Source organism: Ruegeria sp. CI8, from assembly GCF_056536865.1.
Map to the genome: position 1 here is coordinate 413,583 of NZ_JBQFQL010000001.1, position 23,964 is coordinate 437,546.

24 protein-coding genes are annotated in these 23,964 nt (G+C 61.5%); 14 read left to right on the forward strand and 10 right to left on the reverse strand.

The window, feature by feature from the left end; all coding sequences use genetic code 11:
- Positions 1–86 precede the first annotated feature (86 nt).
- A complete protein-coding gene (locus tag ACR0DA_RS02035) occupies positions 87–2,132 on the forward strand; it encodes an acetyl-CoA carboxylase biotin carboxylase subunit (RefSeq protein ID WP_170340795.1) in 2,046 nt (681 codons plus the stop codon).
- A gap of 115 nt (positions 2,133–2,247) precedes the next feature.
- Here ACR0DA_RS02035 and ACR0DA_RS02040 read toward each other — a convergent pair whose 3' ends face one another.
- Positions 2,248–2,694: a DUF4174 domain-containing protein gene (locus ACR0DA_RS02040; protein ID WP_170340796.1), complete on the reverse strand. Its 447-nt coding sequence runs from the start codon at positions 2,692–2,694 to the stop codon at positions 2,248–2,250.
- 144 nt (positions 2,695–2,838) lie between these two features.
- Here ACR0DA_RS02040 and scpA point away from each other — a divergent pair, with 144 nt between their 5' ends.
- The 6 genes from scpA (at position 2,839) to ACR0DA_RS02070 (ending at position 8,402) form a co-directional block, all read left to right on the forward strand.
- On the forward strand, positions 2,839–5,004 hold the full coding sequence (gene scpA, locus ACR0DA_RS02045; RefSeq protein WP_480753896.1) for a methylmalonyl-CoA mutase: 2,166 nt from the start codon (positions 2,839–2,841) through the stop codon (positions 5,002–5,004).
- A gap of 155 nt (positions 5,005–5,159) precedes the next feature.
- The gene (locus ACR0DA_RS02050; protein ID WP_480752780.1) at positions 5,160–5,762 is read left to right on the forward strand and encodes a VOC family protein; all 603 of its coding nucleotides are present in this window, start codon (positions 5,160–5,162) and stop codon (positions 5,760–5,762) included.
- Positions 5,759–6,247: a GNAT family N-acetyltransferase gene (locus ACR0DA_RS02055; RefSeq protein ID WP_170340801.1), complete on the forward strand. Its 489-nt coding sequence runs from the start codon at positions 5,759–5,761 to the stop codon at positions 6,245–6,247. The genes ACR0DA_RS02050 and ACR0DA_RS02055 overlap by 4 nt, the downstream gene beginning before the upstream one ends.
- Before the next feature lie 45 nt (positions 6,248–6,292).
- The gene (locus ACR0DA_RS02060; protein ID WP_170340209.1) at positions 6,293–6,973 is read left to right on the forward strand and encodes a molecular chaperone DjiA; all 681 of its coding nucleotides are present in this window, start codon (positions 6,293–6,295) and stop codon (positions 6,971–6,973) included.
- A 4-nt stretch (positions 6,974–6,977) separates the two neighbouring features.
- A complete protein-coding gene (locus tag ACR0DA_RS02065; RefSeq protein WP_170364626.1) occupies positions 6,978–7,991 on the forward strand; it encodes an endonuclease/exonuclease/phosphatase family protein in 1,014 nt (337 codons plus the stop codon).
- Positions 7,992–8,042: 51 nt separating this feature from the next.
- Positions 8,043–8,402 carry a hypothetical protein gene (locus ACR0DA_RS02070; protein ID WP_377181938.1) on the forward strand — a complete coding sequence of 120 codons (360 nt, stop codon included), beginning with the start codon at positions 8,043–8,045 and terminating at the stop codon, positions 8,400–8,402.
- 9 nt (positions 8,403–8,411) lie between these two features.
- Here the strand turns inward: ACR0DA_RS02070 and ACR0DA_RS02075 are convergent, their stop codons facing one another.
- From ACR0DA_RS02075 to ACR0DA_RS02095, 5 genes are all read right to left on the reverse strand, one after another.
- Positions 8,412–9,953, reverse strand: coding sequence for a Ppx/GppA family phosphatase (locus ACR0DA_RS02075; protein ID WP_170364623.1), 1,542 nt, complete (start codon positions 9,951–9,953; stop codon positions 8,412–8,414).
- A gap of 49 nt (positions 9,954–10,002) precedes the next feature.
- Positions 10,003–10,692, reverse strand: a complete 690-nt coding sequence (locus ACR0DA_RS02080) for an HdaA/DnaA family protein (protein ID WP_170365667.1) — start codon at positions 10,690–10,692, stop codon at positions 10,003–10,005.
- Positions 10,693–11,766: an AI-2E family transporter gene (locus ACR0DA_RS02085; protein ID WP_480752782.1), complete on the reverse strand. Its 1,074-nt coding sequence runs from the start codon at positions 11,764–11,766 to the stop codon at positions 10,693–10,695.
- An 87-nt stretch (positions 11,767–11,853) separates the two neighbouring features.
- On the reverse strand, positions 11,854–12,828 hold the full coding sequence (locus ACR0DA_RS02090) for an isopenicillin N synthase family dioxygenase (protein WP_170454535.1): 975 nt from the start codon (positions 12,826–12,828) through the stop codon (positions 11,854–11,856).
- Entirely contained in the window at positions 12,828–14,192 is a 1,365-nt protein-coding gene (locus ACR0DA_RS02095) for an FAD-dependent oxidoreductase (protein WP_480752784.1), read from the reverse strand. Before ACR0DA_RS02095 ends, ACR0DA_RS02090 begins: the two co-directional genes overlap by 1 nt.
- Positions 14,193–14,357: 165 nt before the next feature.
- Between ACR0DA_RS02095 and proS the strand changes: the two genes are divergently transcribed.
- Positions 14,358–15,698 (forward strand): proline--tRNA ligase, encoded by a 1,341-nt coding sequence (proS, locus tag ACR0DA_RS02100; protein ID WP_480752786.1) that lies wholly within the window; start codon positions 14,358–14,360, stop codon positions 15,696–15,698.
- On the forward strand, positions 15,682–16,575 hold the full coding sequence (locus tag ACR0DA_RS02105) for a glycosyltransferase family 2 protein (RefSeq protein WP_480752788.1): 894 nt from the start codon (positions 15,682–15,684) through the stop codon (positions 16,573–16,575). Before proS ends, ACR0DA_RS02105 begins: the two co-directional genes overlap by 17 nt.
- Here the strand turns inward: ACR0DA_RS02105 and ACR0DA_RS02110 are convergent.
- Positions 16,572–16,931 (reverse strand): hypothetical protein, encoded by a 360-nt coding sequence (locus ACR0DA_RS02110; RefSeq protein WP_170340824.1) that lies wholly within the window; start codon positions 16,929–16,931, stop codon positions 16,572–16,574. The two genes, ACR0DA_RS02105 and ACR0DA_RS02110, sit on opposite strands and share 4 nt — an antisense overlap.
- A 312-nt stretch (positions 16,932–17,243) precedes the next feature.
- On the opposite strand from ACR0DA_RS02110, the gene ACR0DA_RS02115 reads away from it, so the two are divergent.
- From ACR0DA_RS02115 to ACR0DA_RS02125, 3 genes are all read left to right on the forward strand, one after another.
- Positions 17,244–18,248 carry a DUF6492 family protein gene (locus ACR0DA_RS02115; RefSeq protein ID WP_480752790.1) on the forward strand — a complete coding sequence of 335 codons (1,005 nt, stop codon included), beginning with the start codon at positions 17,244–17,246 and terminating at the stop codon, positions 18,246–18,248.
- Between the two features lie 81 nt (positions 18,249–18,329).
- Positions 18,330–19,616 (forward strand): lipoprotein-releasing ABC transporter permease subunit, encoded by a 1,287-nt coding sequence (locus ACR0DA_RS02120; RefSeq protein WP_480752791.1) that lies wholly within the window; start codon positions 18,330–18,332, stop codon positions 19,614–19,616.
- The gene (locus ACR0DA_RS02125; protein WP_480636457.1) at positions 19,609–20,295 is read left to right on the forward strand and encodes an ABC transporter ATP-binding protein; all 687 of its coding nucleotides are present in this window, start codon (positions 19,609–19,611) and stop codon (positions 20,293–20,295) included. The genes ACR0DA_RS02120 and ACR0DA_RS02125 overlap by 8 nt, the downstream gene beginning before the upstream one ends.
- On the opposite strand, the gene ACR0DA_RS02130 is transcribed toward ACR0DA_RS02125, so the two are convergent.
- A complete protein-coding gene (locus ACR0DA_RS02130) occupies positions 20,279–20,716 on the reverse strand; it encodes a DMT family transporter (protein ID WP_480752792.1) in 438 nt (145 codons plus the stop codon). The two genes, ACR0DA_RS02125 and ACR0DA_RS02130, sit on opposite strands and share 17 nt — an antisense overlap.
- A 95-nt stretch (positions 20,717–20,811) precedes the next feature.
- On the opposite strand from ACR0DA_RS02130, the gene ACR0DA_RS02135 reads away from it, so the two are divergent.
- The gene (locus ACR0DA_RS02135; protein ID WP_480752794.1) at positions 20,812–21,216 is read left to right on the forward strand and encodes a c-type cytochrome; all 405 of its coding nucleotides are present in this window, start codon (positions 20,812–20,814) and stop codon (positions 21,214–21,216) included.
- A gap of 3 nt (positions 21,217–21,219) precedes the next feature.
- Here ACR0DA_RS02135 and ACR0DA_RS02140 read toward each other — a convergent pair whose 3' ends face one another.
- Positions 21,220–21,906, reverse strand: coding sequence for a hypothetical protein (locus ACR0DA_RS02140; RefSeq protein ID WP_480752795.1), 687 nt, complete (start codon positions 21,904–21,906; stop codon positions 21,220–21,222).
- A gap of 40 nt (positions 21,907–21,946) precedes the next feature.
- Entirely contained in the window at positions 21,947–22,609 is a 663-nt protein-coding gene (locus ACR0DA_RS02145) for a DNA-3-methyladenine glycosylase I (protein WP_480752796.1), read from the reverse strand.
- A 397-nt stretch (positions 22,610–23,006) separates the two neighbouring features.
- Here ACR0DA_RS02145 and ACR0DA_RS02150 point away from each other — a divergent pair, with 397 nt between their 5' ends.
- Positions 23,007–23,957, forward strand: coding sequence for an ABC transporter substrate-binding protein (locus tag ACR0DA_RS02150; RefSeq protein WP_170369440.1), 951 nt, complete (start codon positions 23,007–23,009; stop codon positions 23,955–23,957).
- The last annotated feature ends 7 nt before the right edge of the window (positions 23,958–23,964 follow it).

Sequence of the window (23,964 nt, forward strand, 5' to 3'; positions counted from 1 at the left end):
TCATCATTTGACGGAACGCCGTTGCGGGGCATCAGCCCGGCAACGGCGTTTTCGTTTGTCCAGAACACAAAGACAGAGGACGTTCCATGTTCAACAAGATCCTGATCGCCAACCGAGGCGAGATTGCCTGCCGGGTCATCAAGACCGCTCGGAAAATGGGAATCGGCACTGTCGCCATCTACTCGGATGCCGACAAGCACGCGTTGCATGTGGAAATGGCCGACGAGGCGGTTCACATCGGCCCCCCGCCGGCGAACCAGTCCTACATCGTGATCGACAAGGTGATGGACGCCATCCGCCAGACCGGCGCGCAGGCGGTGCATCCGGGCTATGGCTTCCTGTCCGAAAACGCGAAATTCGCCGAAGCGCTCGAGGCCGAAGGCGTCGTGTTCGTGGGACCCCCGAAAGGGGCGATCGAGGCCATGGGTGACAAGATCACCTCGAAGAAGATCGCGCAAGAGGCCGATGTCAGCACCGTTCCCGGATACATGGGCCTGATCGAGGATGCGGACGAGGCGGTGAAGATCAGCCAACAGATCGGCTATCCGGTGATGATCAAGGCCAGCGCCGGCGGCGGCGGCAAGGGCATGCGCATCGCCTGGAACGACGAGGAGGCACGCGAGGGTTTTCAAAGCTCGAAGAACGAGGCGGCGAATTCCTTCGGCGATGACCGGATCTTCATCGAGAAATTCGTGACGCAACCGCGCCACATCGAGATTCAGGTTCTGTGCGACACGCATGGCAACGGCATCTATCTGGGCGAGCGTGAATGCTCGATCCAGCGCCGCAACCAGAAAGTGGTCGAAGAGGCCCCGTCGCCCTTCCTGGATGAGGCGACCCGCCGCGCGATGGGCGAGCAGGCCGTGGCGCTGGCCAAGGCCGTGGGGTACGCCAGCGCGGGCACGGTGGAATTCATCGTGGATGGCGACAAGAATTTCTACTTCCTGGAAATGAACACCCGCCTGCAGGTGGAACACCCGGTCACCGAGCTGATCACCGGTGTCGATCTGGTCGAACAGATGATCCGCGTCGCCGCAGGCGAGCCGCTGTCGATCACCCAGGATGACGTCAAGCTGACCGGCTGGGCCATCGAGAACCGACTGTATGCCGAGGATCCTTATCGCAACTTCCTGCCCTCGATCGGGCGGCTGACCCGCTATCGTCCACCGCAGGAGGTGGCCGCGGGGCCGCTGCTGGAAAACGGCAAATGGCAGGGCGATGCGCCCAGTGGCGAGACAGCCGTGCGCAACGATACCGGCGTCTATGAGGGCGGCGAGATCAGCATGTACTATGACCCGATGATCGCCAAGCTGTGCACCTGGGCGCCGACCCGCGAGCAGGCGATCGAGGCGATGCGCGTGGCGCTGGACAGTTTCGAGGTCGAAGGAATCGGCCACAACCTGCCGTTCCTGTCGGCGGTGATGGATCACCCCAAATTCGTCAGTGGTGACATGACCACCGCCTTCATCGCCGAGGAATACCCCGATGGGTTCAACGGTGTCGAACTGCCCGAAGGCGACCTGCGCCGAATCGCGGCCTCGTGCGCGGCGATGCACCGGGTGGCCGAGATCCGCCGCACTCGCGTTTCGGGCCGGATGGACAACCACGAACGCAAGGTCGGCAAGCGTTGGGTGGTCACGCTGCAGGGGCAGGAATATGCCGTGCAGGTGAATGCGGACCGTGACGGTGCCACGGTCAAGTTCGAGGACGGCGCCGCCCTGCGCGTCAGTTCGGACTGGACGCCCGGCGACCAGCTTGCGGTTCTGGACGTGGACGGCAGCCCGCTTGTGCTGAAGGTGGGCAAGATCTCGGGCGGGTTCCGCATCCGCAACCGGGGAGCGGACCTGAAGGTGCATGTGCGCCGGCCGCGCGCTGCCGAACTGGCCAAGCTGATGCCCGAGAAACTGCCGCCAGACACCTCGAAGATGCTGTTGTGCCCGATGCCGGGCCTGATCGTGAAGATCGATGTTGAGGTCGGCCAAGAGGTGCAGGAAGGTCAGGCGCTGTGCACGGTCGAGGCGATGAAGATGGAGAACATCCTGCGCGCCGAGCGCCGGGGCGTGGTGTCCAAGATCAACGCCGGTCCGGGTGACAGCCTGGCCGTCGATGACGTGATCATGGAGTTCGAATAACGCCCATGTGCGCTTGCCCGGAAAATGTGGGTTTTGCCCGTTCGGCCGCCATCTGCACCGTCGGTGCGGATGGGGCGGGCTTGGCAGACCCCTTCTGCCGGGCGGGTCTGGGTCGTCAGCGCCCCTCGCGCCGCTCGCGGACTTCGCGTTCGCGCAGGGGGGTCTTGTCGATGGACCGGCTGATCTCGCGCACGCTCCACGGCGTGGGCTTGCGCAGCTTCACCACACCGTCCTTGTCGACGAAGACCATTGCGAACCCGCGCGGGCGCAGTTGCGTCCGGATCGGGGATCGCGCCGAAGGGTCGGTGTCGGTCAGCACGATGACATCCCGGTCACGCATCATGTCTTCGCCCTCCAGCAACATGTCGATCTGCTGCTGGAACCGGGGATCGGCTGGCGTATCGGCAAACACCACTATGGGGCGGTGTGTCCAGAGAAACTCGTTCAGATCGCTGTCTCCGGCTGGCCGGATATATGCGGTTTCATCCGGGGCCGCACCGTCGGCGGCGACGGCAGCCACAGGCAAAAAAGCTGACAAAACAAGGGCAAGCGTGCGGGTCATGTGGTCTCCTGTTCCATTGAATATAGACCCAGTTGCCGCGAATGCGACCGGCGAAATGCGTGCGACGATCAAAAAATTGAATGATCGAACCTGCCGTGCGCCGGGTCAGCCCTTCCCTATTCATACCCAGCCCCTCGGCGCGCCATTCGGGCCCGCGACGGGAACAGACAAGAGGATTACGCTATGACCGATACGAAGGATTGGCGCGCCCTGGCCGAAAAAGAGTTGCGTGGGCGCCCTGTCGAAGACCTCACCAAGACGACGCTGGAGGGGATCGAGGTCAAGCCGCTGTATACGCAGGACGACATCGAGAACCTGCCGCATATCGGGTCGCTGCCAGGCTTCGGGCCGTTCACACGCGGTGTGAAGGCAACCATGTATGCGGGCCGCCCGTGGACCATCCGCCAATATGCAGGTTTTTCCACGGCCGAAGAATCGAATGCCTTTTACCGCCGCAACCTCGCGGCCGGTCAGCAGGGCGTTTCGGTCGCCTTCGATTTGGCCACGCACCGCGGCTATGACAGCGACCACCCGCGCGTGGTGGGCGATGTGGGCAAGGCCGGTGTTGCCATCGACAGCGTCGAGGACATGAAGATCCTGTTCGACGGCATTCCGCTGGATCAGGTCTCGGTCTCGATGACGATGAACGGCGCGGTGATCCCGATCCTGGCCAATTTCATCGTCACCGGCGAAGAGCAGGGCCATGACAAGTCGGTTCTGGCGGGCACCATTCAGAATGACATTCTGAAAGAGTTCATGGTCCGCAACACCTATATCTACCCGCCCGAGCCCTCGATGCGGATCATCTCGGACATCATCGAGTACACCTCGAACGAGATGCCCAAGTTCAACTCGATCTCGATCTCGGGCTACCACATGCAGGAGGCCGGGGCGAACCTGGTGCAGGAGCTGGCCTATACCCTGGCCGATGGGCGCGAATATGTGCGCGCAGCCATCGACGCGGGAATGGACGTGGACAAGTTCGCTGGCCGTCTGTCGTTCTTCTTTGCCATCGGCATGAACTTTTTCATGGAGATCGCCAAGCTGCGCGCCGCGCGTACTCTGTGGCACCGGGTGATGACCGAATTCGGGGCCAAGTCGGACCGCTCGAAGATGCTGCGCACCCATTGCCAGACCTCGGGCGTTTCGCTGCAGGAGCAAGACCCGTACAACAACGTGATCCGCACCGCATATGAGGCGATGAGCGCGGTGTTGGGTGGCACACAGTCGCTGCATACCAACGCGCTGGACGAAGCGATTGCTCTGCCTACCGATTTCTCGGCCCGCATTGCGCGGAATACACAGTTGGTGTTGCAGGAAGAAACCGGCGTTACCGATGTGGTCGATCCGTTGGCCGGCTCCTACTATGTGGAAAGCCTGACCAATGAGCTGGTCGAAAAAGCCTGGGCCCTGATGGAAGAGGTCGAGGAGATGGGCGGCATGACCAAGGCGGTTGCCAGCGGCATGCCCAAGCTGCGGATCGAGGAAAGCGCCGCGCGCCGTCAGGCCATGATCGACCGTGGCGAAGAAGTAATCGTCGGCGTCAACAAATACCGCAAGGAAAAGGAAGACCCGATCGAGATCCTCGAGGTCGACAACCAGGCCGTCCGCGAGGCGCAGATCGCTCGGCTGGAACGCATCCGCACGACCCGGGACGAGGCCGCCTGTCAGGCTGCGTTGGACGAACTGACCCGGCGCGCGAAAGAGGGGGGCAACTTGCTGGAAGCCGCCGTCGAGGCCGCGCGTGCCCGCGCAACCGTAGGAGAGATCAGCATGGCAATGGAAAAGGAATTCGGCCGTCATCGGGCCGAAGTGAAAACGCTGGCTGGTGTCTATGGCGCAGCTTACGAAGGTGACGAGGGCTTTGCCGCCATCCAGAAATCGATCGAGGAATTTGCCGAGGAAGAGGGCCGCCGCCCGCGTCTTCTGGTGGTCAAGATGGGCCAGGACGGTCACGACCGCGGGGCCAAGGTGATCGCCACCGCGTTCGCCGATATCGGTTTCGACGTGGACGTCGGTCCGCTGTTCCAGACCCCGGCCGAGGCCGCGCAGGACGCGATCGACAATGACGTGCATGTGGTTGGCATTTCCAGCCAGGCGGCAGGTCACAAGACACTGGCGCCGCAATTGGTGGAAGAACTGAAGAAGGCTGGCGCCGAGGACATCATCGTTATCTGCGGTGGTGTCATCCCCCAGCAGGATTATCAGTTCCTGTATGATCACGGGGTCAAGGCGATCTTCGGGCCGGGGACCAACATTCCCGAGGCGGCGCAGGACATTCTGCGCCTGATACGCGAGGCGCGCGCCTGAGCTGTGACTTTGGGGGGCTTTCTGCCCCCTTTTTCGCGATGCCTGCGGCCTCGGGCATCGCCCGCGGGGATGTTTGGTGTCAGATGAAGTGCCCGATCGGAATTTTCATGGTATCCGATGGCATGAGGTCGGTTTTAGACGCTGGAGGCGCAATTATGGAGCTTGATCATTTGGCGGTGGCCGCGTCGACCTTGGACGAGGCGGTCGCGCATGTAGAGCAGGCCTTGGGTATTCCGATGGTGCCCGGTGGCACACATGGAAAATTCGGCACCTACAACAAGCTTCTTGGGCTGGACGAGGGCCTGTATCTTGAAGCGATCGCGATTGACCCGGACGCTGCCGATCCTGGGCGGCCACGTTGGTTTGATCTTGATCGTTTCTCGGGGCCGCCGAGGCTCAGCAACTGGGTCTGCCAGGTTTCGGATCTGCAGGCCTGTGTCTATGGATTCTCAATCGACATAGGCGATATCCATGAACTTGATCGTGGTGCCTTGCGGTGGAGGATGGCGGTGCCGGGATCGGGGCGTTTGCCGTTCGACAACCTGTTTCCCGCCTTAATTCAATGGCAAGGTGACTTGCATCCGGCTGGCATGCTGCGGGCCAGTGGCTGCCACCTGCGGCGGCTGGTGGTCTTTCACCCGGACGCGCTGGATTTGGCGCAATTGCTCGGCCCGCTCGACAGGGTAGTTTTTGATTCCGGGCCTGCGGCTCTGCGGGCTGAATTTGAAACGCCGCACGGACCGCGGGTACTGGAATGATCATTCGCCCGGCTCTGCCCCGGGATGCGGCTGAAATTGCGGAGATCACCAATTCGATCATCCGCGAGACGCTGATCACGTTTACCACGACCGAGCGAAGCCACGAAGAAATCGCGCGCGATATCGACGAGCGAGGGCTGGCGTTCCAAGTTGCCGAGCTTGACGGCCGTGTCGCGGGATATGCGACTTATGGCCGTTTTCGCTCGGGTCCCGGATATGCGCACAGCCGGGAACACACCATCCTGCTGGCTCCTGAAGGCCGGGGGCGGGGCGCGGGTCGCGCGCTGATCCGAGCCTTGGAGGAGGTGGCGCGATCGCAAGGCGTGCATGTTCTGGTCGCTGGAATCTCGGCCGAGAACCCGGGCGCGATTTCCTTTCATGCGGCGGTCGGTTTTGAGGCGGTCGGCCGAATGCCGGAAGTTGGTCATAAATGGGGGCGTTGGCTGGATCTTGTGCTGATGCAGAAAATTCTGGCCCCGGAATGAATGGTCGCACCTGACAGTCCGTACTCGGCGCGCTAGTGTGCGCTCATGTCGATCTGGTCCCGCATATCCGAGGCGCTGAGCGCGCTTGCCAAAGGTGAAAGCCTGACGGCCGTTTTTGAGAAGCTACGCACGCCGCCCGAACGTTCGGTGGCCTTCGCGATTGCTGTGATCGCCTTGGGCGCAAAGATGGCCAAGGCGGACGGGCAGGTGACCCGCGACGAGGTGACCGCTTTTCGCGAGGTGTTTCGTATTCCGCCGGAGGAAGAGGCCGGCGCGGCGCGCGTGTTCAACATGGCCCGGACGGATGTGGCCGGGTATCAGGAATACGCACGCAAGATCGCGCGCATGTTCGCCGAAGACAGCACCACCCTGTGCGACCTCATGGAGGGGCTGTTTCACATCGCCATGGCGGACGGGTTCTATCACCCCAACGAGAACGAGTTTCTGGAGGATGTGGCGCGGATTTTTGGCCAGACCGATGCACAGTTCAAAGCCCTGCGTGCGCGCTTCGTTCCAGATGCGCCCAAGGATCCCTACACCGTTCTGGGCGTGACCCCTGACACTCCACTACCCGAGATCCGAAAAATCTGGCGCAGGCTCGTGCGTGACACACATCCAGATGCGATGATGGCCCGTGGTGTTCCCGAAGAAGCAATTCGCCTTGCCGAAAAAAAGATGATCGACATCAACCGCGCCTGGGATGAAATCAACGGCGCGCGGGTCTGAGACGATGCGTCTGGCGACCTACAACATTGAATGGTTCGCCAATTTGTTCGACCGCAATGATGAACTGGTTGTCGATGACAGCTGGTCGGGCCGGCACAATGTCACCAAGGCACAGCAGATCGAGGCCATTGCGACGGTGCTGACGGCCGTCGACGCCGACGCCATGCTGATCGTCGAGGCGCCGAATACGGGCAAATCGCAAAACACGGTGCGCGCCTTGCAGCATTTCGCCGAGACGTTCGATCTGCGTACATCCAATGCGATCATGGGTTTCGCCAACGATACCCATCAGGAGTTGGCCCTCTTGTATGATCCCGAGGCCCTGACCGCCCGGCACGACCCGAAAGGAGTGCAAGATGGCGGCCACGATCCCGACGATCTCCCACGCTTTGACCGCGAGTTTCGGATCGATCTGGACATTGACGCGACCGAGGATCTGGTGCGGTTTTCAAAACCACCCATGGAACTGGCGGTCCGAACCCGGGCCGGGTTCGAGTTCCGGTTGATCGGTGCACATCTGAAGTCCAAGGCACCGCACGGTGCCCAATCGCGCGACGAAGCCTTGCGCATCTCTATCGCCAACCGCCGCAAGCAGTTGGCGCAGGCTGTGTGGCTGTCGCGTCGGGTGCGCGCGCACATAGCCGCTGCTGAACCGGTGATCTTGCTGGGCGATTTGAATGACGGGCCGGGATTGGATGAATTCGAACATCTTTTCGGGCGGTCATCGGTGGAAATCCTTCTGGAAACCGGCCTGTACGATCCGCATCCCGCACAGGCGCTTCGACCTCGGCCGGGCTGGATCCCATCGACCGCGCGCTTTGCCCGCCCGAAGGAAGGCCAATATCTTGAGGCTTTGTTGGACTACATCATGATCAGCGAGGATCTGAGGGTCCGCAATCCGGTCTGGCGCATCTGGCACCCGTTCCGGGACGAACACTGCTGGACGGTGCCAGAGTTGCGCGATGCCTTGGTCACGGCCTCAGATCATTTTCCGGTGACGCTGGACATCGACATCTGACCCTTTCAACAACTGTTCCCGCCACTTATATTTCAGGTCATGAGACGATTGATGCTGATAGGTGCCACGGCCCTTATTGCCGCGCCGGCCGCGGCCCAGGACGAAGGCGGCAAGTCCCTGATGGAGCAGGGGGCCGAGCTGTTCTTCGAGGGCCTGCGAAAGGAAATGGAGCCCGCGCTCGAGGATCTTCTGGGGCTTGCCGAGCAATTCGGCCCGGCCATGCAGTCCTTTATCGAGGAGATGGGCCCGGCCCTTGCCGAGATCGGCGGCAAGGTCAAGGATTGGAGCGCCTATGAGGCGCCCGAAATGCTGCCCAATGGCGACATTATCATCCGCAGGAAACCGGACGTTCCCGACCAGCCCGATGAGGTTGCTCCCAAAGAGGACGACGAAGGTGCAACGGACATCTGATCGTCCGGATCAGCCTTGCATTTTGACGATCGGGCGCGATTTCAGCGCGTTCGCCAGTGACTCGAATCTTGCCTCGGCCACTTCGTTGAACAAGGGGCTGAGCGACTTGGGCAGATAAAACTCCAGTTCGCGCTTCTTGGGGTAGAACCGCAGCTTGCCAGTGGCCGCGTCGTTCTGCATCCACAGCATTGCGCCGAAACGCATGGCCTTTCCCAGAATCTCGGCCTGCTTCTGGTCGCGCTCGTCCAGCAGTTCGTACAGAGGGGCGAAGCGGTTGCCCTCTCGCTTATTCCGGTAACGATGCTGCAGGGCAAGTCCGATGAAGACACGTTCCGAGTGTTTCAGGCCGCCGAGGTTGGCGCGAGTCACATTGTCGAAGCAGACCTCGGCCCGATAGTCGGGGTGGGCGCGCCAGCTGACATCGTGCAACAGGCAGGCCGCCTTGATCAGCCGAACTCGGGCCGGAGGGGCGGACCGGAACAGCGGCATCACGAAATCATAAAGATGTGGCCCGAAACCGGGCAGGCGAGCGTCCTTTTGCTCCGAGAACCGGCAGGCCTCGATCAAGGGGTCGCAATCCCGCAGAATCTGGGGCATCTGCTCGTACAGCAGACCCTCGCGGATACCATAGCTGGATATTGCGATGTCTTTGGGTTTGAAGGTGCGGATCAGCCGCGACAGCACGTCCATGGCATACGGAATCAGGGCCATCCGCGAGCTTGAGACTCCAGCCTGAGAGCGCAGGTGTTCGTGGTCGCCCTTTTCGATGAACTTGATCGTTTCGCGCACCTGCTTGGTGGTCATGCGGTATTCGTGCAGCACGTTCAGCGGATATCCGCGGCGCAGCATGTCCAACCTTGCAAAGGCTCGCCAGCTTCCGCCGACCAGGAACAATCGGTCGCGCTGCGGCCCCATCTGGTCACGAAGCGCCTCGAGTGTTTCCTTGATGTGGGCCTTTCGGGCGCGGCGCCCGCCCTTGATATCCCGGAGTTTGAGCGGCCCCAGCGACGAGGACACGCACCGTCCGACCGATCCGCCGCCGATCTCTGCCAGCTCCATGGACGAACCGCCGATGTCGCAGATCAGGCCGTAGGCGCCCGGCCAGCCCAGCAGGACACCCTGTGCCGACAATCGGGCCTCTTCCTCGCCGTCGATGACCGAGATATGCAGCCCTGTCTCGGCCAGAACCTCCTGACAGAACTCCGGACCGTCTTCCGCCTCGCGCACGGCAGCGGTGGCTACAACGTGCAGTCCGGGAAGGCCAAGATCGCGGGACAGGTGTTCAAAGCGCCGCAGCGCCGCCAGCGCACGTACGCGACCGCGCGGGTTCAGCCTGCCGGTCTCCGACAGCCCGGCGCCAAGTTCGCACATGACTTTTTCGTTGTAGAAATATGCGGGTGACCGGGCCGCGCCGTCAAAGATAACCATCCGGACCGAGTTCGATCCTACATCGACCACGCCAACGCGCGAGAGATCGCGGATTCCCGGATGGTCGAACAGCGGTCTTCCGAATGGTCCCCAGTCCGGGATCCTTGCAGCGCTCTGTTCCATGATCTCCCCAACGTTGCCTCGCGCAGGATGCGAAATCGGACCCCATGGGTCAATCACCGGAAACCGCCGTATCGATTTCGTTGTTCAGAACGCGCACGGCCAAGGCCCGTGTTATCTCGCGCTTTTCTGCCAAGGCGACCTGATCCAGTTGCGCCACCACGTCGGCTGCGGTTTCAAATCGGCGATCCATGTGCTTGACGAGGTAGGCGATGACGTCCGGCCCCGGGTTCAGCTGTCGGTCGACGAACAGCTTGGCCAGAACCGCGCACAGCAAGGCATCATCGGGCGGATCAAGCGCCACATGATGGGCACCTTCCACCCGGCTTTGCAGGTCTGCCAGCGGCAGTTCCCAGTATTTGGGGGCAAGGCGCCCGGTCATCAGCAGGGCATGCCCCTCGGCCAGAACCAGATTGTGGAGGTGAAACAGGGTTTTCTGCTGGTCTATATCCCCGGCGATCATCGGGATGTCCTCGACCGCCACGGGACTTTGCGCAAGTGCGGGAACATCTTCGTGTTTCAGATCAGAGGCCTGCACGATACGCCCGCCTGTCTCGGCGGCCCAGACATGCGCAAGATGGGTTTTGCCCGATCCGGCCGGGCCGCTCAGGACCAGCTTGTTGCCCGGCCAAGAATTGGCCGAGATCATTGCGACGGCCAGCGCATTCGCGGGAGATACGAAAAAATCCTCGCGCCCCAGCGCCGTCATCGCCGGAAGATCAAAGCTCAGCTGTTTGGCCATTCACTCGCTTTCCGGATCCAGCTCGTCACGCCCCGTGTACAGGCGGCTTGTCAGATATTGCGAAGTTCCGAAACGTGCAAGCACGCCCAAGGCCGCAGCGACTGGAACGGCGATCAGCATGCCGACAAACCCGAATAGCGCGCCAAAAACGGACAAGGCCAGAAGCAACCAGACCGGGTGCAGCCCGACCGAGTCACCAACCAGTTTGGGCGTCAGGAAATTGCCTTCGACGACTTGGCCGACGGCGAATATCCCTGCCACCAGACCGATCGAGGCCCAGTCACCCCAGAATTGGAACAGCGCCAAGCCAATGGCCAGCGTACCGCCGATCAATGCGCCCAGATAGGGAATGAAGGTGACCAACCCGGCGATGAAACCGACCACCAGGCCGAATTGTAGGCCGACGATCATCAAGGCAACGGCGTAGTAGGTGCCCAGGATAAGGCAAACCGTACCCATGCCGCGCACGAACGAGGCAAGAACAGCGTCAATATCGGCCGCCAGTTTGCGGATCGTCGGTGCATGGTCCCGGGGCAGCAGATCGTTGATCCGGGCGATCATCCGGTCCCAGTCCAGCAAAAGGTAGACGGCCACGACGGGCACAATCACCAGAAGGACCACGATGTTCACCGCTGACCCGACCGAAGCCATGACCGTTTCGAGGATGTCGCCTGTTTTACCCTTCAGCGTGTCGCCCATTGAAAGAAGGAACTGGTGGGTGTTCGATTCCCGGTCCAACAGCGACGGGAATTGCCGCTCGACGAAGGCTCGCATTTCCTGGAACAGGCTGGGCAGTACGTCCACCAGATCGATCAGCTGAGTGATCAGGGCCGGAACCACCATCAGGATCATCAAGGCAAAGGCAAGAATACTGAAGACGGTAATGATCGCCGTCGCAGCCGCGCGGGAGAGCCCCATGTTCTCCAGCCGATCGGCTACGGGATCCAGGAAATAGGCCACTGCGCCGCCGATCACGAATGGCAGCAGAACGTCGCCCAGCAGCCACAACAGCAATATGAATATCGCAGCGGCGATGCCCCAATATCTGAATTGATCCCGAACCGGCAACGCCATCGCGGCCTCCTGACTGCGTCGTTGCCCTTGTTCTTGGCTGATGAAGGCCCGCGATGCAAGCGGTTCATGGATCAGTGTTTTTGTGTCTCAGTCGTGTAGAGTGCCCAGTTCCGGCGTGTCTTCGGCGGCGGTCTCGTCGGACCAGTTGGTACGCCAGATCTCGGCGGACCAGTGACCGCAATGCACGGACGGGCGGTCAAATCCCGGCAGCGGCGGCAGCATCGGAGAAACCACCACGTCGTGCCGTGGTACCGCGAAATAGGGAAAAGAGTAGCGCTCCTTTCCCGATCGGTTGACCACGCGGTGCGGGGTCGATTTCAGGCGGCCACCGGACCAGAGCTCGAGCATGTCCCCGATGTTGACGACAAACCCACCGGTTGGGCAGTCGGGAGTGATCCAGCCGCCGCCCCGCGTCTGGACCTCCAGCCCACCCACCGGGTCAGGGGCGATGATGGTCAACGCGTCAGTGTCCTTGTGGGGGTGGATGCCATAGCCGCCATCTTCCGGGGCCTGCGGCGGGTAGTGCAGCAAAGTCATGTTGGTCAACGGGTCGCGGAACGCATTCCGCAGGCTGCCCGCAGGCAGTTCCAGCCCGGCCTCCAACGCGCCCAGCAAGCTGTCGGCCACCTGATCCAATCGCGCCCAGTATTCAAGGATGATGCCCTGCGCATCCGGTACCTCTGCGGGCCAGAGGTTGGGTCCGTAAAGCGCGCAAACCCGGCGGATGGGCGCATCCTCGGCCACTTCGTGGTGCAACTTGTAACCCTCATATTTGTCCGCATGTCCCGACCCGTCATTGGGCGTGAAGAACCCCATCGGGATATATCCGCGATAGTTCTCGCGGGTGATCGCCTGCTGCCATTTGCTAGCTTCGTCCACGTCGAAAACAGCGCGAACGCAAGCCCGGACCCGCTCGACCAGCTCTGGCGGGATGCCGGTGCCGGTGATCGAAAGGAAACCTATCCCGGTGCACGCGTCCATAACCTGCTGAACGGTTTTTCCGTGGTCAGGGTGGGCCTCCTGCAACAAAGGCGCAATGTCGATCGTCGGGATGTGTTCCATCAGTGGATCCTCACGCCTTGTCTGTCCAATTCGGAATGAACCGGGGCCAGGTTCAATTCGGACAGCTCCTGATTGCTTTTCAGTGCGATGGCGGCCGCGATGCCGGCCCCTTGGCCCATCACCGCGCAGCAAGCCATGTTGCGTGTCGCCGCGTGGGCGATGCGGTCGGCCCCGTGAGACCGGCCAGTCACCAGCAGCCCACGCACCCCCTTGGGCAGCATCGAGCGGTAGGGTACCTGCATGTAGCGCCCGGTGGTGGGCAGGATCAGGATGCCGTAGCCGTCGATGAACTCGGGGTAGATGCCGATCGTGTCCTCGAACCGGCCCTGGTGGCGTACGTCGTCCTCGGTCATGTTGTAGACCGCGTCGATCTTGCGGGTGTCACGGATGCCGATGGTCATGCCGAAGTTTCGCAGCCGTGCATTTTCGCATCCGGGCATGAACCGGCGCAGAGCGTCAATCGCCAGCATGGTCTGGCGGCGGCCCTCGATCTCGCCCCTGGTCAGGCTGTCCGGGTCCGTCCCGTCGATCCCGGCCAGGTGGATCAGGTTCATATAAGTCAGCTCGCCCGTGTCATGCATTGCGCCCCAGGTGCCCGCGATGGTGTTCAGATGCGCCGGAATGAGGCCTTGGTCGATGGCCTGCTGAAACGGCTTGTAGACGAAGGGCGAAAACATGTCGTCCTCCTTGCCGCTGGTCTCGATGTTCCATTCACCGCCGCCGCCCCAGTCCTTGTAGGTCTGCGGGTCGGCCTTTACGCCCTCCATGAAGGCGCGCTTGTCGACCCCGGCCAGGTGGAACATGACCGAGGCCGCCATCATCTGTTCCGGCTCGGTCTTGCGGGTCGGTGCGCCGGCACGGTGGGCCACGTCGGCATCACCCGTGGCGTCGATCACGATGCGGGCAAGGATTGCCTCGCGCCCCGCCTTCGACTCGGTGATCACACCGGTGATCCGGTCGCCGTCCATGATCGGGGCCACGAACTGGCGATGCAGCATCGGGCGGACCCCGGCCTCCTCCACCAACCGGTCAGCCACCAGCTTGAAACCCTCGCTGTCCAACTCGTAGCTCAACGATTGGCTTTCCGGGACCGCCGCGCCCATCTCCTTGGCGCGTTGCTCGAACTCCCATCCGATGCCGCCGGCCTCGATGGTCTTGTCGTGCCTGTACCAGGCAAAGCCCTCGACCCCGACGGCGGTGATATTGCCGCCCATGCAGCCGAAACGGTCCAGCAGGGCGACCTCGGCCCCGGCGCGCGCGGCAGCAAGCGCCGCAGCCAGCCCTGCCGGGCCAGAGCCCACCACCAGTACGTCAGTCTTGTGCACCACGGGGATGTCTCGGGCGGGTTCGCGGATGGTCTGCATCGGGGCCTCGTCTTCAGAAGTCTTCCCACTGTTTCGAGACCTGATTGGCGGGTCAATCAAAATTCCGACTGACCTGAGGTCGCAAATCCGCCATTGCCCGATTGCCCCCGGCGGGGCTTTCGCATAATCACGTGGCCGTGGAATTCTCACCTGCAAGGTAAAAACATGCGCCTCAGCCGTTACTTTCTGCCCGTACTCAAGGAAAACCCGTCCGAGGCCCAGATCGTCAGCCACCGGCTGATGCTGCGCGCCGGGATGATCAAGCAGGCTGCCGCCGGGATCTATTCGTGGCTGCCGCTTGGCTTCAAGGTGCTGCGCAAGCTGGAAAACATCGTGCACGAGGAGCAGATCCGCGCCGGGCACATTCCGATCCAGATGCCGATCCTGCAATCGGCCGATCTGTGGCGGGAATCCGGGCGCTATGATGATTACGGTCAGGAAATGCTGCGTATGCAGGACCGCCATGGTCGCGACATGCTGTACACGCCCACCGCCGAGGAACTGGTCACCGACATCTTCCGCGGTCACGTCAACAGCTACAAGGACCTGCCGCTGACGCTCTACCAGATCCAGTGGAAGTTCCGCGACGAGATCCGCCCGCGCTTTGGCGTGATGCGCGGCCGCGAGTTCTACATGAAGGACGGCTACAATTTCGACCTGACGAAAGAAGACGCGCTGCACGCCTACAACCGCCACCTTGTCAGCTATCTGCGCACCTATGAACGCATGGGTCTGCAGGCGATCCCGATGCGCGCCGACAGCGGCCCGATCGGCGGCGACGATACGCATGAGTTCCTCGTGCTGGCCGATACCGGCGAATCCGAGGTGTTCTATGACAGCGCGGTCACCGACATCCGTCTGGGCGAGCGCGACATCGACTATGACGACAAGGCCCAGTGCCAGGCGATCATGGAGGAGTTCACCTCGCTCTACGCCCGCACGGATGAGACCCATGACGACGCCCTGTTCCAACAGGTGCCCGAGGAACGCCGTCGCAGCGCGCGTGGCATCGAGGTTGGGCAGATCTTCTATTTCGGCACCAAGTATTCCGAGCCGATGGGCGCCACGGTGCAAGGCCCCGACGGCAAGCAGGTTCCGGTGCACATGGGCAGCCACGGCATCGGCGTCAGCCGACTGATCGGTGCGATCATCGAGGCCAGCCACGACGACAAGGGCATCATCTGGCCCGAGGGCGTGACCCCGTTCCACTGCGGCATCGTCAACCTGAAACAGGGCGATGACGAGGCCGACGCGGCCTGTGACAAGATCTACAAGGCCCTGACGGCGCTTGGGCTCGAGCCGCTCTATGACGACCGCAACGAGCGGGCAGGGGGCAAGTTTGCCACGATGGACCTGATCGGCCTGCCCTGGCGTATCACCGTCGGCCCGCGCGGGTTGAAGAACGGGGTGGTCGAACTGACCAGCCGCCGCACGGGCGAAAGCGAAGAGCTGAGCCCCGAGGCCGCCGTAACCCGCATTGCCGAGATCTATGAGCGCTCCGTCTGAAACCGGTGAAGCGCCGCTGATCTCGGTGATCACGGCAACTTGGAACCTGCTGTCCCAAGGGCGTCAGGACACATTTCCCCGCGTCATCGAATGCATGGCGCGGCAGAATTGCGACAGTTCCGAGCACATCATTCAGGACGGAGCATCGACGGACGGGACGGTCAAATTCATTCAGGATTTGATCGCCGACGCTCCGCGCACGCGGCTGATCAGTGAACCGGACCAAGGCCTGTACGACGCGATGAATCGCGGCGTCAAAGCCGCACGCGGCGAATACGTGCTGTTCCTCAATTCCGACGACTCATTGGCAGCGGATGATGTTCTGAACCGGGCGGCCGAGCGATTGACCGCGACCCACCCCGACTATCTTTTTGGGTCAACCCTGCACCGGTCCGCTGACGGCGGGGAAAAGATGGAAAAACGGATGTCGGTCAAAGCCATCCTCCAGCGTATGCCGTTTTGCCATAATTCTGTTTTTTTGAGACGAGATGTTTTTCAGGAATTGGGGGGACACGACACACAGTTTCGCATCGCCGCGGACTACGACCTGATGCTGCGACTGGTTGCCGGGGGCTATCGCGGCGAAAGGATGGATGAGCCGATTTCATTGTTCTGGGACCGAGGCGAGACCAGCGACCAGCAAGCGACGGGGCAGGACTATGCCCGAGTCTGGCAACGGTTCTTTGCCGATTATCGTGCGGCACAAGGATTGGATCTGGATGATTTCGCGGAGTTCTATCGCCGCGGGCATATGCCGGCAAACCTGCTCATCGAGGTGCTGAGGCGCCCGGAAACGCCACTGCCGATCCGGCGGGCCGCCAAACACGGCCTTGCCAAGTCTCTACGCCGGTCCGTCCAGTTCTGGCGGCGGTACTAGGACCCGCCCGTCGCCGGACGCGCGCGAAGTAGTTCCCCATCCGCCCTGTCACCTCGGGCGACCACGACGGGGCGGCCCATACGTCGGACCAGATCCTTCAATTCGATGTCCAGGAACCGCAACCCGCAAAGCCGTTTGCCGGTCGCCCGGTCCATCAGGCACATGCGCCCGCTTTGGAATGCCAGGCGATAGCCTTTTTCGCGCAGCGTGTCGGCTAGACTGGCCCAACTGGCCGCACCGGCAAACAGCGGTCGGATGACGGCCCGCAGCAACGCTGCGGTTTCGCAATCCATGTCCTGAGAAGTGATCGTCGTGGCTGGCGCACCAACCTGTTCAATTTCCTTTTCAATATTCATGAGCGACCCCCGCTCTTTAAAATGTATTCCCCCACAATCAGGGTGCCAAAATTTCTTAAAAGAAGCAAAATGCGAAACAAAGTTGCTGTGAAAATGTTGCATTTCAAGTTCAGTTTAATGTCTGAACCTCACATTGACTTCATACCTGAAACAATAAGGGCCTGTCTGTGATGGGCTTCACAACCAGCGGTATAATCGTCTTTCGAAAATCATCCGCTGCTGGAATTTGCGCCCGATGGCTGATTCTGCGCCAACACGGCAAAGCGGATTTGGCGGCCGGTCGAGAAGCTGATACAGCGGCGCCAAGTGATTATGAAAGGCAACCCGACCGTGCTGAGTTTTGCCACGATAGTGTATTCCAAGGATTACCCGCTGCTCGAGTTGCAGGCGCGTTCTTTTGCGCGATTTGCTGATCCGGCCAAGGTTGCATCCATCCATGTTGTCCTGAATGACGTCGACGAAACCGCATTGCGGGCGCGTATCGAGCCCATATTGGCGGCCTACGGTCCTTTGCAATCCAAGGTTCGGGTCGTCGGGGGCGACGACATTCTGCTTGGGGCAGGTCAATGCGCCTGGCGTTCACTGGGCGACCGGCTTCTGATTGAAGGACGGCACCGTATCCCTTTCGTGCGAAAGGGGGGCTGGCGCGGCAACAACGGATACCGCGCGCAGCAGGTGCTCAAGCTGGGTGCCGCACGGATCGCCGAGGCGGAGCAGATGGTTATCCTGGACACCAAAAACCTGTTTCTGCGGACTTTCACTGAGTCAGAGTTCTTTTCGGATGGCGGAGCCGCCCGGCTTCCGTTCATTTCGGTCAACAGCGACTTTCACCGCAACTGGCTGCAGCAGAGCCTGGACGCTTTGCAGGTCACCGTCCCGGATATTGAGGCTTTGAAGACCACGACGTTTTCGACGCCGTTCCCGGTGCGTAGATCGTTGGTTCTGGAGATGTTGGACGAGATCAACGAACGCTACGGATCGGTGCAGTCGCTCTTCGGGTCGCGCCGGAGACCCTCGGAATTCATGCTGCTGAATGCGTTTTGCCTCCGGTCGGATCTGGCTTTGCGCCCGTGGTTCGAGGACGCACCCAGTACCGCGCTGGGGCTTTGGCCGACCTATTCGCAACAGAAGCTGGAAGACCTGATCGCCAGGATCGACGAACCGGAACTGTTGAGCCTTGGTCTGCACAACCGGGCGGTTTCCATGCTGACTCCTGAAACCCAAGATCGCTTGTTCGATGCCTTGGCGCGTCGGGGGATCAGTGATCGTGAGACGACCCAGTCCGTGCTGAATGCAACTGCGTCGCTGGCCGGTTGAACGGGCGCGCACATCCAGAACCGGCTTGACCATCCAGCCAAATCCCGAAAATGTCCCCACCACAGATTTGCCGGAGCAGGAATGGCCAGAACACCCCCTCCCTTTGCCGCCTTTGAATGGAAGATCGCTTGGCGCTATCTGCGCGCCCGGCGTGCCGAAGGCGGTGTCAGCGTGATGACCTGGATCTCGTTGATCGGGATCACGCTGGCCGTGTTCGCGCTGATCGCCACGCTGGCGGTCCGGTCAGGGTTCCGGTCCGAATTCGTGGGCACCATTCTTGGGGCCAACGCTCATGTAACAGTCTACTCGGCCGGCGAACTGGACGCGCAAGGGCAGGTTGATCGCACCATCGTTGAATACGACGCCATGGCCGAACGTATCGCGCAGGTGCCGGGTGTTCAGCGCGCCGCGCCGCTGGTCAAGGGGCAAGTTCTGATCACCAACCGCGACCGCAGCAGCGGGGTCGAGGTGTTCGGTATCCGCCCCGACGACCTGTACAGCCTGCCCGGTATTGCCGAAAGCGATCAGGCCTACGGCGACCTGTCCCGGTTCGAGGAGGGGATCGCCATCGGCTCGGGCGTGGCCCGCGCCATCGGTGCAACGGTGGGGGATCGGGTCAAGCTGACCTCGCCCAACGGGGTCAAAACCGCCTTTGGCACCTCGCCCCGTGTGAATGCCTATGAAGTCGTCTACGTGTTTTCGGCCGGGCGCTATGACATCGACCGCACCCGCGTCTACATGCCGTTTTCCGAGGCGCAGAGTTTTTTCAACCGCGAGGGCGTCGCCGACGAGATCGAAGTGATGGTCGACCGCCCCGAGGAACTGAACCCCATCCTGATCCCCATCCTTGAGGCGGCGGGAGAACGGTCGCAGATCTGGACATGGCAGGATGCGTCAGGCGGCTTTCTGCGCGCGCTCGAAGTCGAGGACAACGTGATGTTCATCATCCTGTCGATCCTCGTGCTGATCGCCGCGATGAACATCGTCTCGGGCCTGATCATGCTGGTCAAGAACAAGGGGCGCGACATCGGCATCCTGCGCACTATCGGGCTGAGCGAGGGTTCGGTGCTGCGGGTGTTCTTCATCTGTGGCGCCTTCACCGGGATCATAGGCACCGCGATGGGCGTCATCCTGGGCTGCCTGTTCGCGCTCTATATCGATCCGATCTTCTCTTTCGTGAACTACGTGATGGGCGGCGGCGTCTGGGATCCGGCGATCCGCGGCATCTATGCCTTGCCGGCCGAGCTGCACCTGTCGGACGTGCTCAAGGCGGTGGGGCTGTCGCTGGGCCTGTCCTTCTTCGTCACCTATTTCCCGGCCCGCCGTGCGGCGCGGCTGAACCCGGTCGAGGCGCTGCGCTATGAATGATGTCACCTTGCGTCTGACCGGCCTGACCAAGACCTATTTGAAAGGCACGCCCGCCGAGGTGCAGGTGCTGCGCGGCGCCGATCTGGAGCTGCGGGCGGGCGAGGCGGTGGCGCTTGTGGCGCCTTCGGGGGCGGGCAAGTCGACCCTTCTGCATATCGCCGGTCTTCTGGATACGCCGGATTTCGGGACGGTCGAAATCGGCGGGCAGGATGCGACCGGCAAGGGCGACCGCACCCGCACCGCGATGCGTCGGCGGGATGTGGGTTTTGTCTATCAGTTTCATCACCTGCTGCCGGAATTCACCGCGCTGGAAAATGTCGTGCTTCCGCAATTGGCCAACGGGGTGTCCGACAGGGCGGCCAAGGCCCGCGCGATGGATCTGCTGGGACGTGTCGGCGTCGCCGACCGTGCCGACCACCGCCCGGCAGCTTTGTCGGGGGGCGAGCAGCAGCGGGTGGCTTTCTGCCGGGCCCTAGCCAATGAACCGCGTGTCCTGCTGGCGGACGAGCCGACAGGGAATCTGGACCCGGGTACCTCGGATCAGGTCTTTGCCGCGCTGATGGATCTGGTGCGCGAGTCCGGCCTGTCGGCGTTGATTGCCACGCACAACCTTGATCTGGCGGCGCGGATGGACCGGATGCTGCGGCTGGATGGGGGTGTGCTCAGGCCAGCTGAGTGATCGCCACGCCCACGGCCATCACCGCGATTCCGCCGGCGCGCATCAGGGTCAGCGGCGTGACCTGCGCGCCAAAAAGGCCGAAATGGTCGATGGCCGCGGTGCTGACCAACTGGCCCAACAGCACGAAGAACACCGCGTTGCCGACGCCGAAATGCGGTGCGACGTGGGTAATGGATAGCACGTAGAAGGCAATCAGAACCCCACCCAACAGCAGATGTTTCGGGGTCTGCGCAACCTTTGCCAAAGCATGTGTTCCGGGGAACAGCAGCATCACCAGCGCCGAAGACCCAAACGCCACTGCAAACAGGATGACCGCAGCGGTGGTGGGCGAGCCGATCAGTTTTCCGAGCGCCGCATTCAGCGCGGCGAGAATCGGAACTCCGATCCCGGCGGCGAGCATGATGGCTGCATAATGTGTCATGGCCCGGACCCCTTAGCCGATTTCGTTGATCTGGATCATTGCGGGTCGTGACGGTTCGGGCAACCCTGCTTTTGGCGTTAGAACGGAGGAACGCAATGAAACTGTTGACGTTTACGGCATTGGCCACGGCGGGTACGATTGCCGCCACAGGTGCTGCAGCCCAGGATGCCGAAGCCGGGGAGCAGCTTTACCTGCACCATTGCGCCACCTGTCATGGACTGGATGCGACTGGACACGGGCCAATGGCCGGCGTGCTGTTGATCCAACCGACCAATCTGAAGACGCTTGGGGACGCGGGCGGAAAATTTCCGACCGCGCGTGTGGTGCAGCGGATAGACGGCCGCGATCCTCTGGTCAGCCATGGCAGTCCAATGCCGGTCTACGGGCCGTATTTCGAAGGGCAGGACACCGCCATCAAGACAGATGCCGGCCAGCCGATCCTGACCAGCAAGCCGATTGCCGATCTGGTCGCGTATCTCAAGACCTTGCAGGGCAAGTGAACCTCAGCGGCAGATGCCTTCCACCTTGGCACCGCTCCAAGGGATGACCACGTCGCTTTCTCGCCGGGCACCCAGCAGTTTTTCCGGGTCGAAATGCTTGGCCAGCATGTCATGCAAACGCTGGGTCCGCGGGGCGTCCGGGTCCAATGCGCGGCAGCAGACATATTCCTCGACGATGGCGCCCTGCTGCTCAAACCCGTAGTCCAGAAAATCGGCCGAGTTATCTAGATCGAACAGGTAAGGATCCTTGCGGCCACCATGTTCGGCAGCCGCCCGCAACGGGTGATAGCCGGTGGTTTTCCTGTTCTGCCATTGCCAGACATGGGTTAGTTCATGGGCAAAGATCATGGCGGCCACCAGGTTCATCTGGTCGGGGTACTGCGCCATGTAGTCGTCAAGATACCAGTCCTTGGTGAAGTATACCCGGTTGAACAGCGCGATCGCCGCCGGTTTTCCGGTTACGATCTCGTCCTTGACCGGCGGCAGGATACGCTCGCGGCAAGCCAGCCTCGGTCTGGCTTTTCGTTCGTAGGTGATGGAGGCGACCGGCGCGCCCTCGACCAGCCGAACCCGGTCAAGATCCAGCGTTTCACCTTGAATCTTGCTTGCAAAGGCGCGCTCGTTCTCGGTCAGAGGACGACCGCAGGACAACAGAGCAAGAAAGAGCAGGATCGAAACCAACCGGACCATGACCAAACCCTAGCCCGCTGTGGTTCGGTCGCAAGCGATTCTAGAGGCTCATCGCAAGCACCCGGCTGATTTCGGTCAACGACCTGCCGGATTGATGCATCCAGATGTTGAAGGCGTCCTGCACCGCAGCCATCGCTTTCTTGGAGGTGGCTGGCTTGTCTATGACGCCTTCGGCGATCAAACGGGCGGTTACGTCGCGTGACAGGATAAAGCTGTCTCTTCCGGCAAAGCGCATCGCATACTGGGCTGAAGCCCCGCCCAACCGAGAACCACGTATTGCGAGCATGTCCATAAGTCCGACATAGTCGGTCGATGGCCAGCCGCCCAACACTTTGCCGGCACCGCCTTCCGTGCGGAGTTCCAGAAGAAACGCTGCGTTGTCGCGCACGGTGGCGATCTTGGTGCCGTTGCGCACGATGCGCGTGTCCTGCAACAGCGCGTCGAATTTCTCATCATCCATGAAGGCGCAGCGCCCGACGTCGAACCCGTCAAAGGCCGCCTCGAAACCGTCCCACTTGGCCTCGATGACCTTCCAATTGAACCCAGCCTGAAAGATGCATTTTGTGATTGTCGAAAGCCACCGATCCTCTGGCAGGGCGGCCAATTCCTTGGCGGATTTGGGCTTGGACAGTTTGTCTTCAAGCGCGTGTTGTCCGCCGTGCCGGTCGGCCGCCAGCCCATAGATCTCATCGAAATGGTGCATCGCAAAGCTCCCTTCGCGCCAAATGTTGCCAATTTGTTCCACTAAATGCAAGGGCGGCGGCCGAGTATGGTCTGCCATTTGGGCAAAACAGTCGGAAAATCAGGAATTTGCCCCATCGCCACAAGAAATACTCGACAAACGACCCCAATTGGGTTTGTGATTGACTCGTCAATCAATGTCCGGTCCGCGAAACCTCGGGCAAGCCGCCCCATGACACGAGGGCGCGAGAGGAATGAAATGCGGTACCAAGGCCGTTTATTGGGAATGACGCGAACTGTTCGCTTTCCTTTTCCGGCCAAATTTGTGCATGTTGCGACATGGTATTGTCGTTAGACAAGTCAGCCGGCGGGCACGTTTCCGCCGGGGTGGGCAAAACAAAGAAACAGGGAGAAAATCCATGAAAAAACTGAATGTAAGCCTTCTGGCGATCATGGTCGCTGGCGCCGCGCACGCGGCTGACATGGGCGCGGTGGACGAGCCGATCAAACTGGCGATCAACGAGTGGACGGGCCAGCACGTCACCACGCATGTCGCTGCAGAGATGCTCAAGGCCGCCGGTTACCAGGTCGAATTCGTCACCGCGGGCATGTTGAACCAGTTCCAGGCGCTGGCTGACGGGGACATCGATGCCACGCTCGAGATCTGGTCGTCGAACGTGTCGGACGAATACGCCAAGAAAATCGAAGAGGGCACCGTGGTCGAAATCGGCGACCTTGGCCTCGATGCGAAGGAAGGCATCGCATATCCGGCTCATGTTGCCGACCTGTGCCCGGGTCTGCCCGCGTGGGAAGCGCTGAAGGACTGCGCACAGAATTTTGCGACGGCTGAGACCCTGCCGATGGGACGCCTGGTCGACTATCCGGCTGACTGGGGTACGCCCGGGGCAGACCGCATGGTCGGGCTTGAACTGCCGTTCAAGGCTATTCCTGCCGGATCCGAGGGCGCGCTGATTGCCGAACTCCGCGCTTCGACCGAACGCAAATCGCCTCTGCTGATCACCTTCTGGCAGCCGCATTGGGCCATGTCGGCCTATGATGTGAAATTCGTTGAGTTGCCGCCGGGTGAAGACGCCTGCTTCAACGATCCGGCTTGGGGGCCAAACCCCAATGCCGTCAATGACTGCGATTTCTCGCCCTCGCGCATCTTCAAAGCCGGGTGGAGCGGTCTGGCGGACAAGTGGCCTGCCGCGTATGAAATCCTGAGCAACTATCAACTGGCGGTCGAAGACCAGCAGCCGATGATGGGTGCGATCGATGTCGACGGCGGCAAGGTCGAAGAGGTTGTCGCGGCCTGGATGGCGGATAACGAAGACAAGTGGCGTCCGGTTGTGGACGCGGCAACGAAGTGAGCCACCT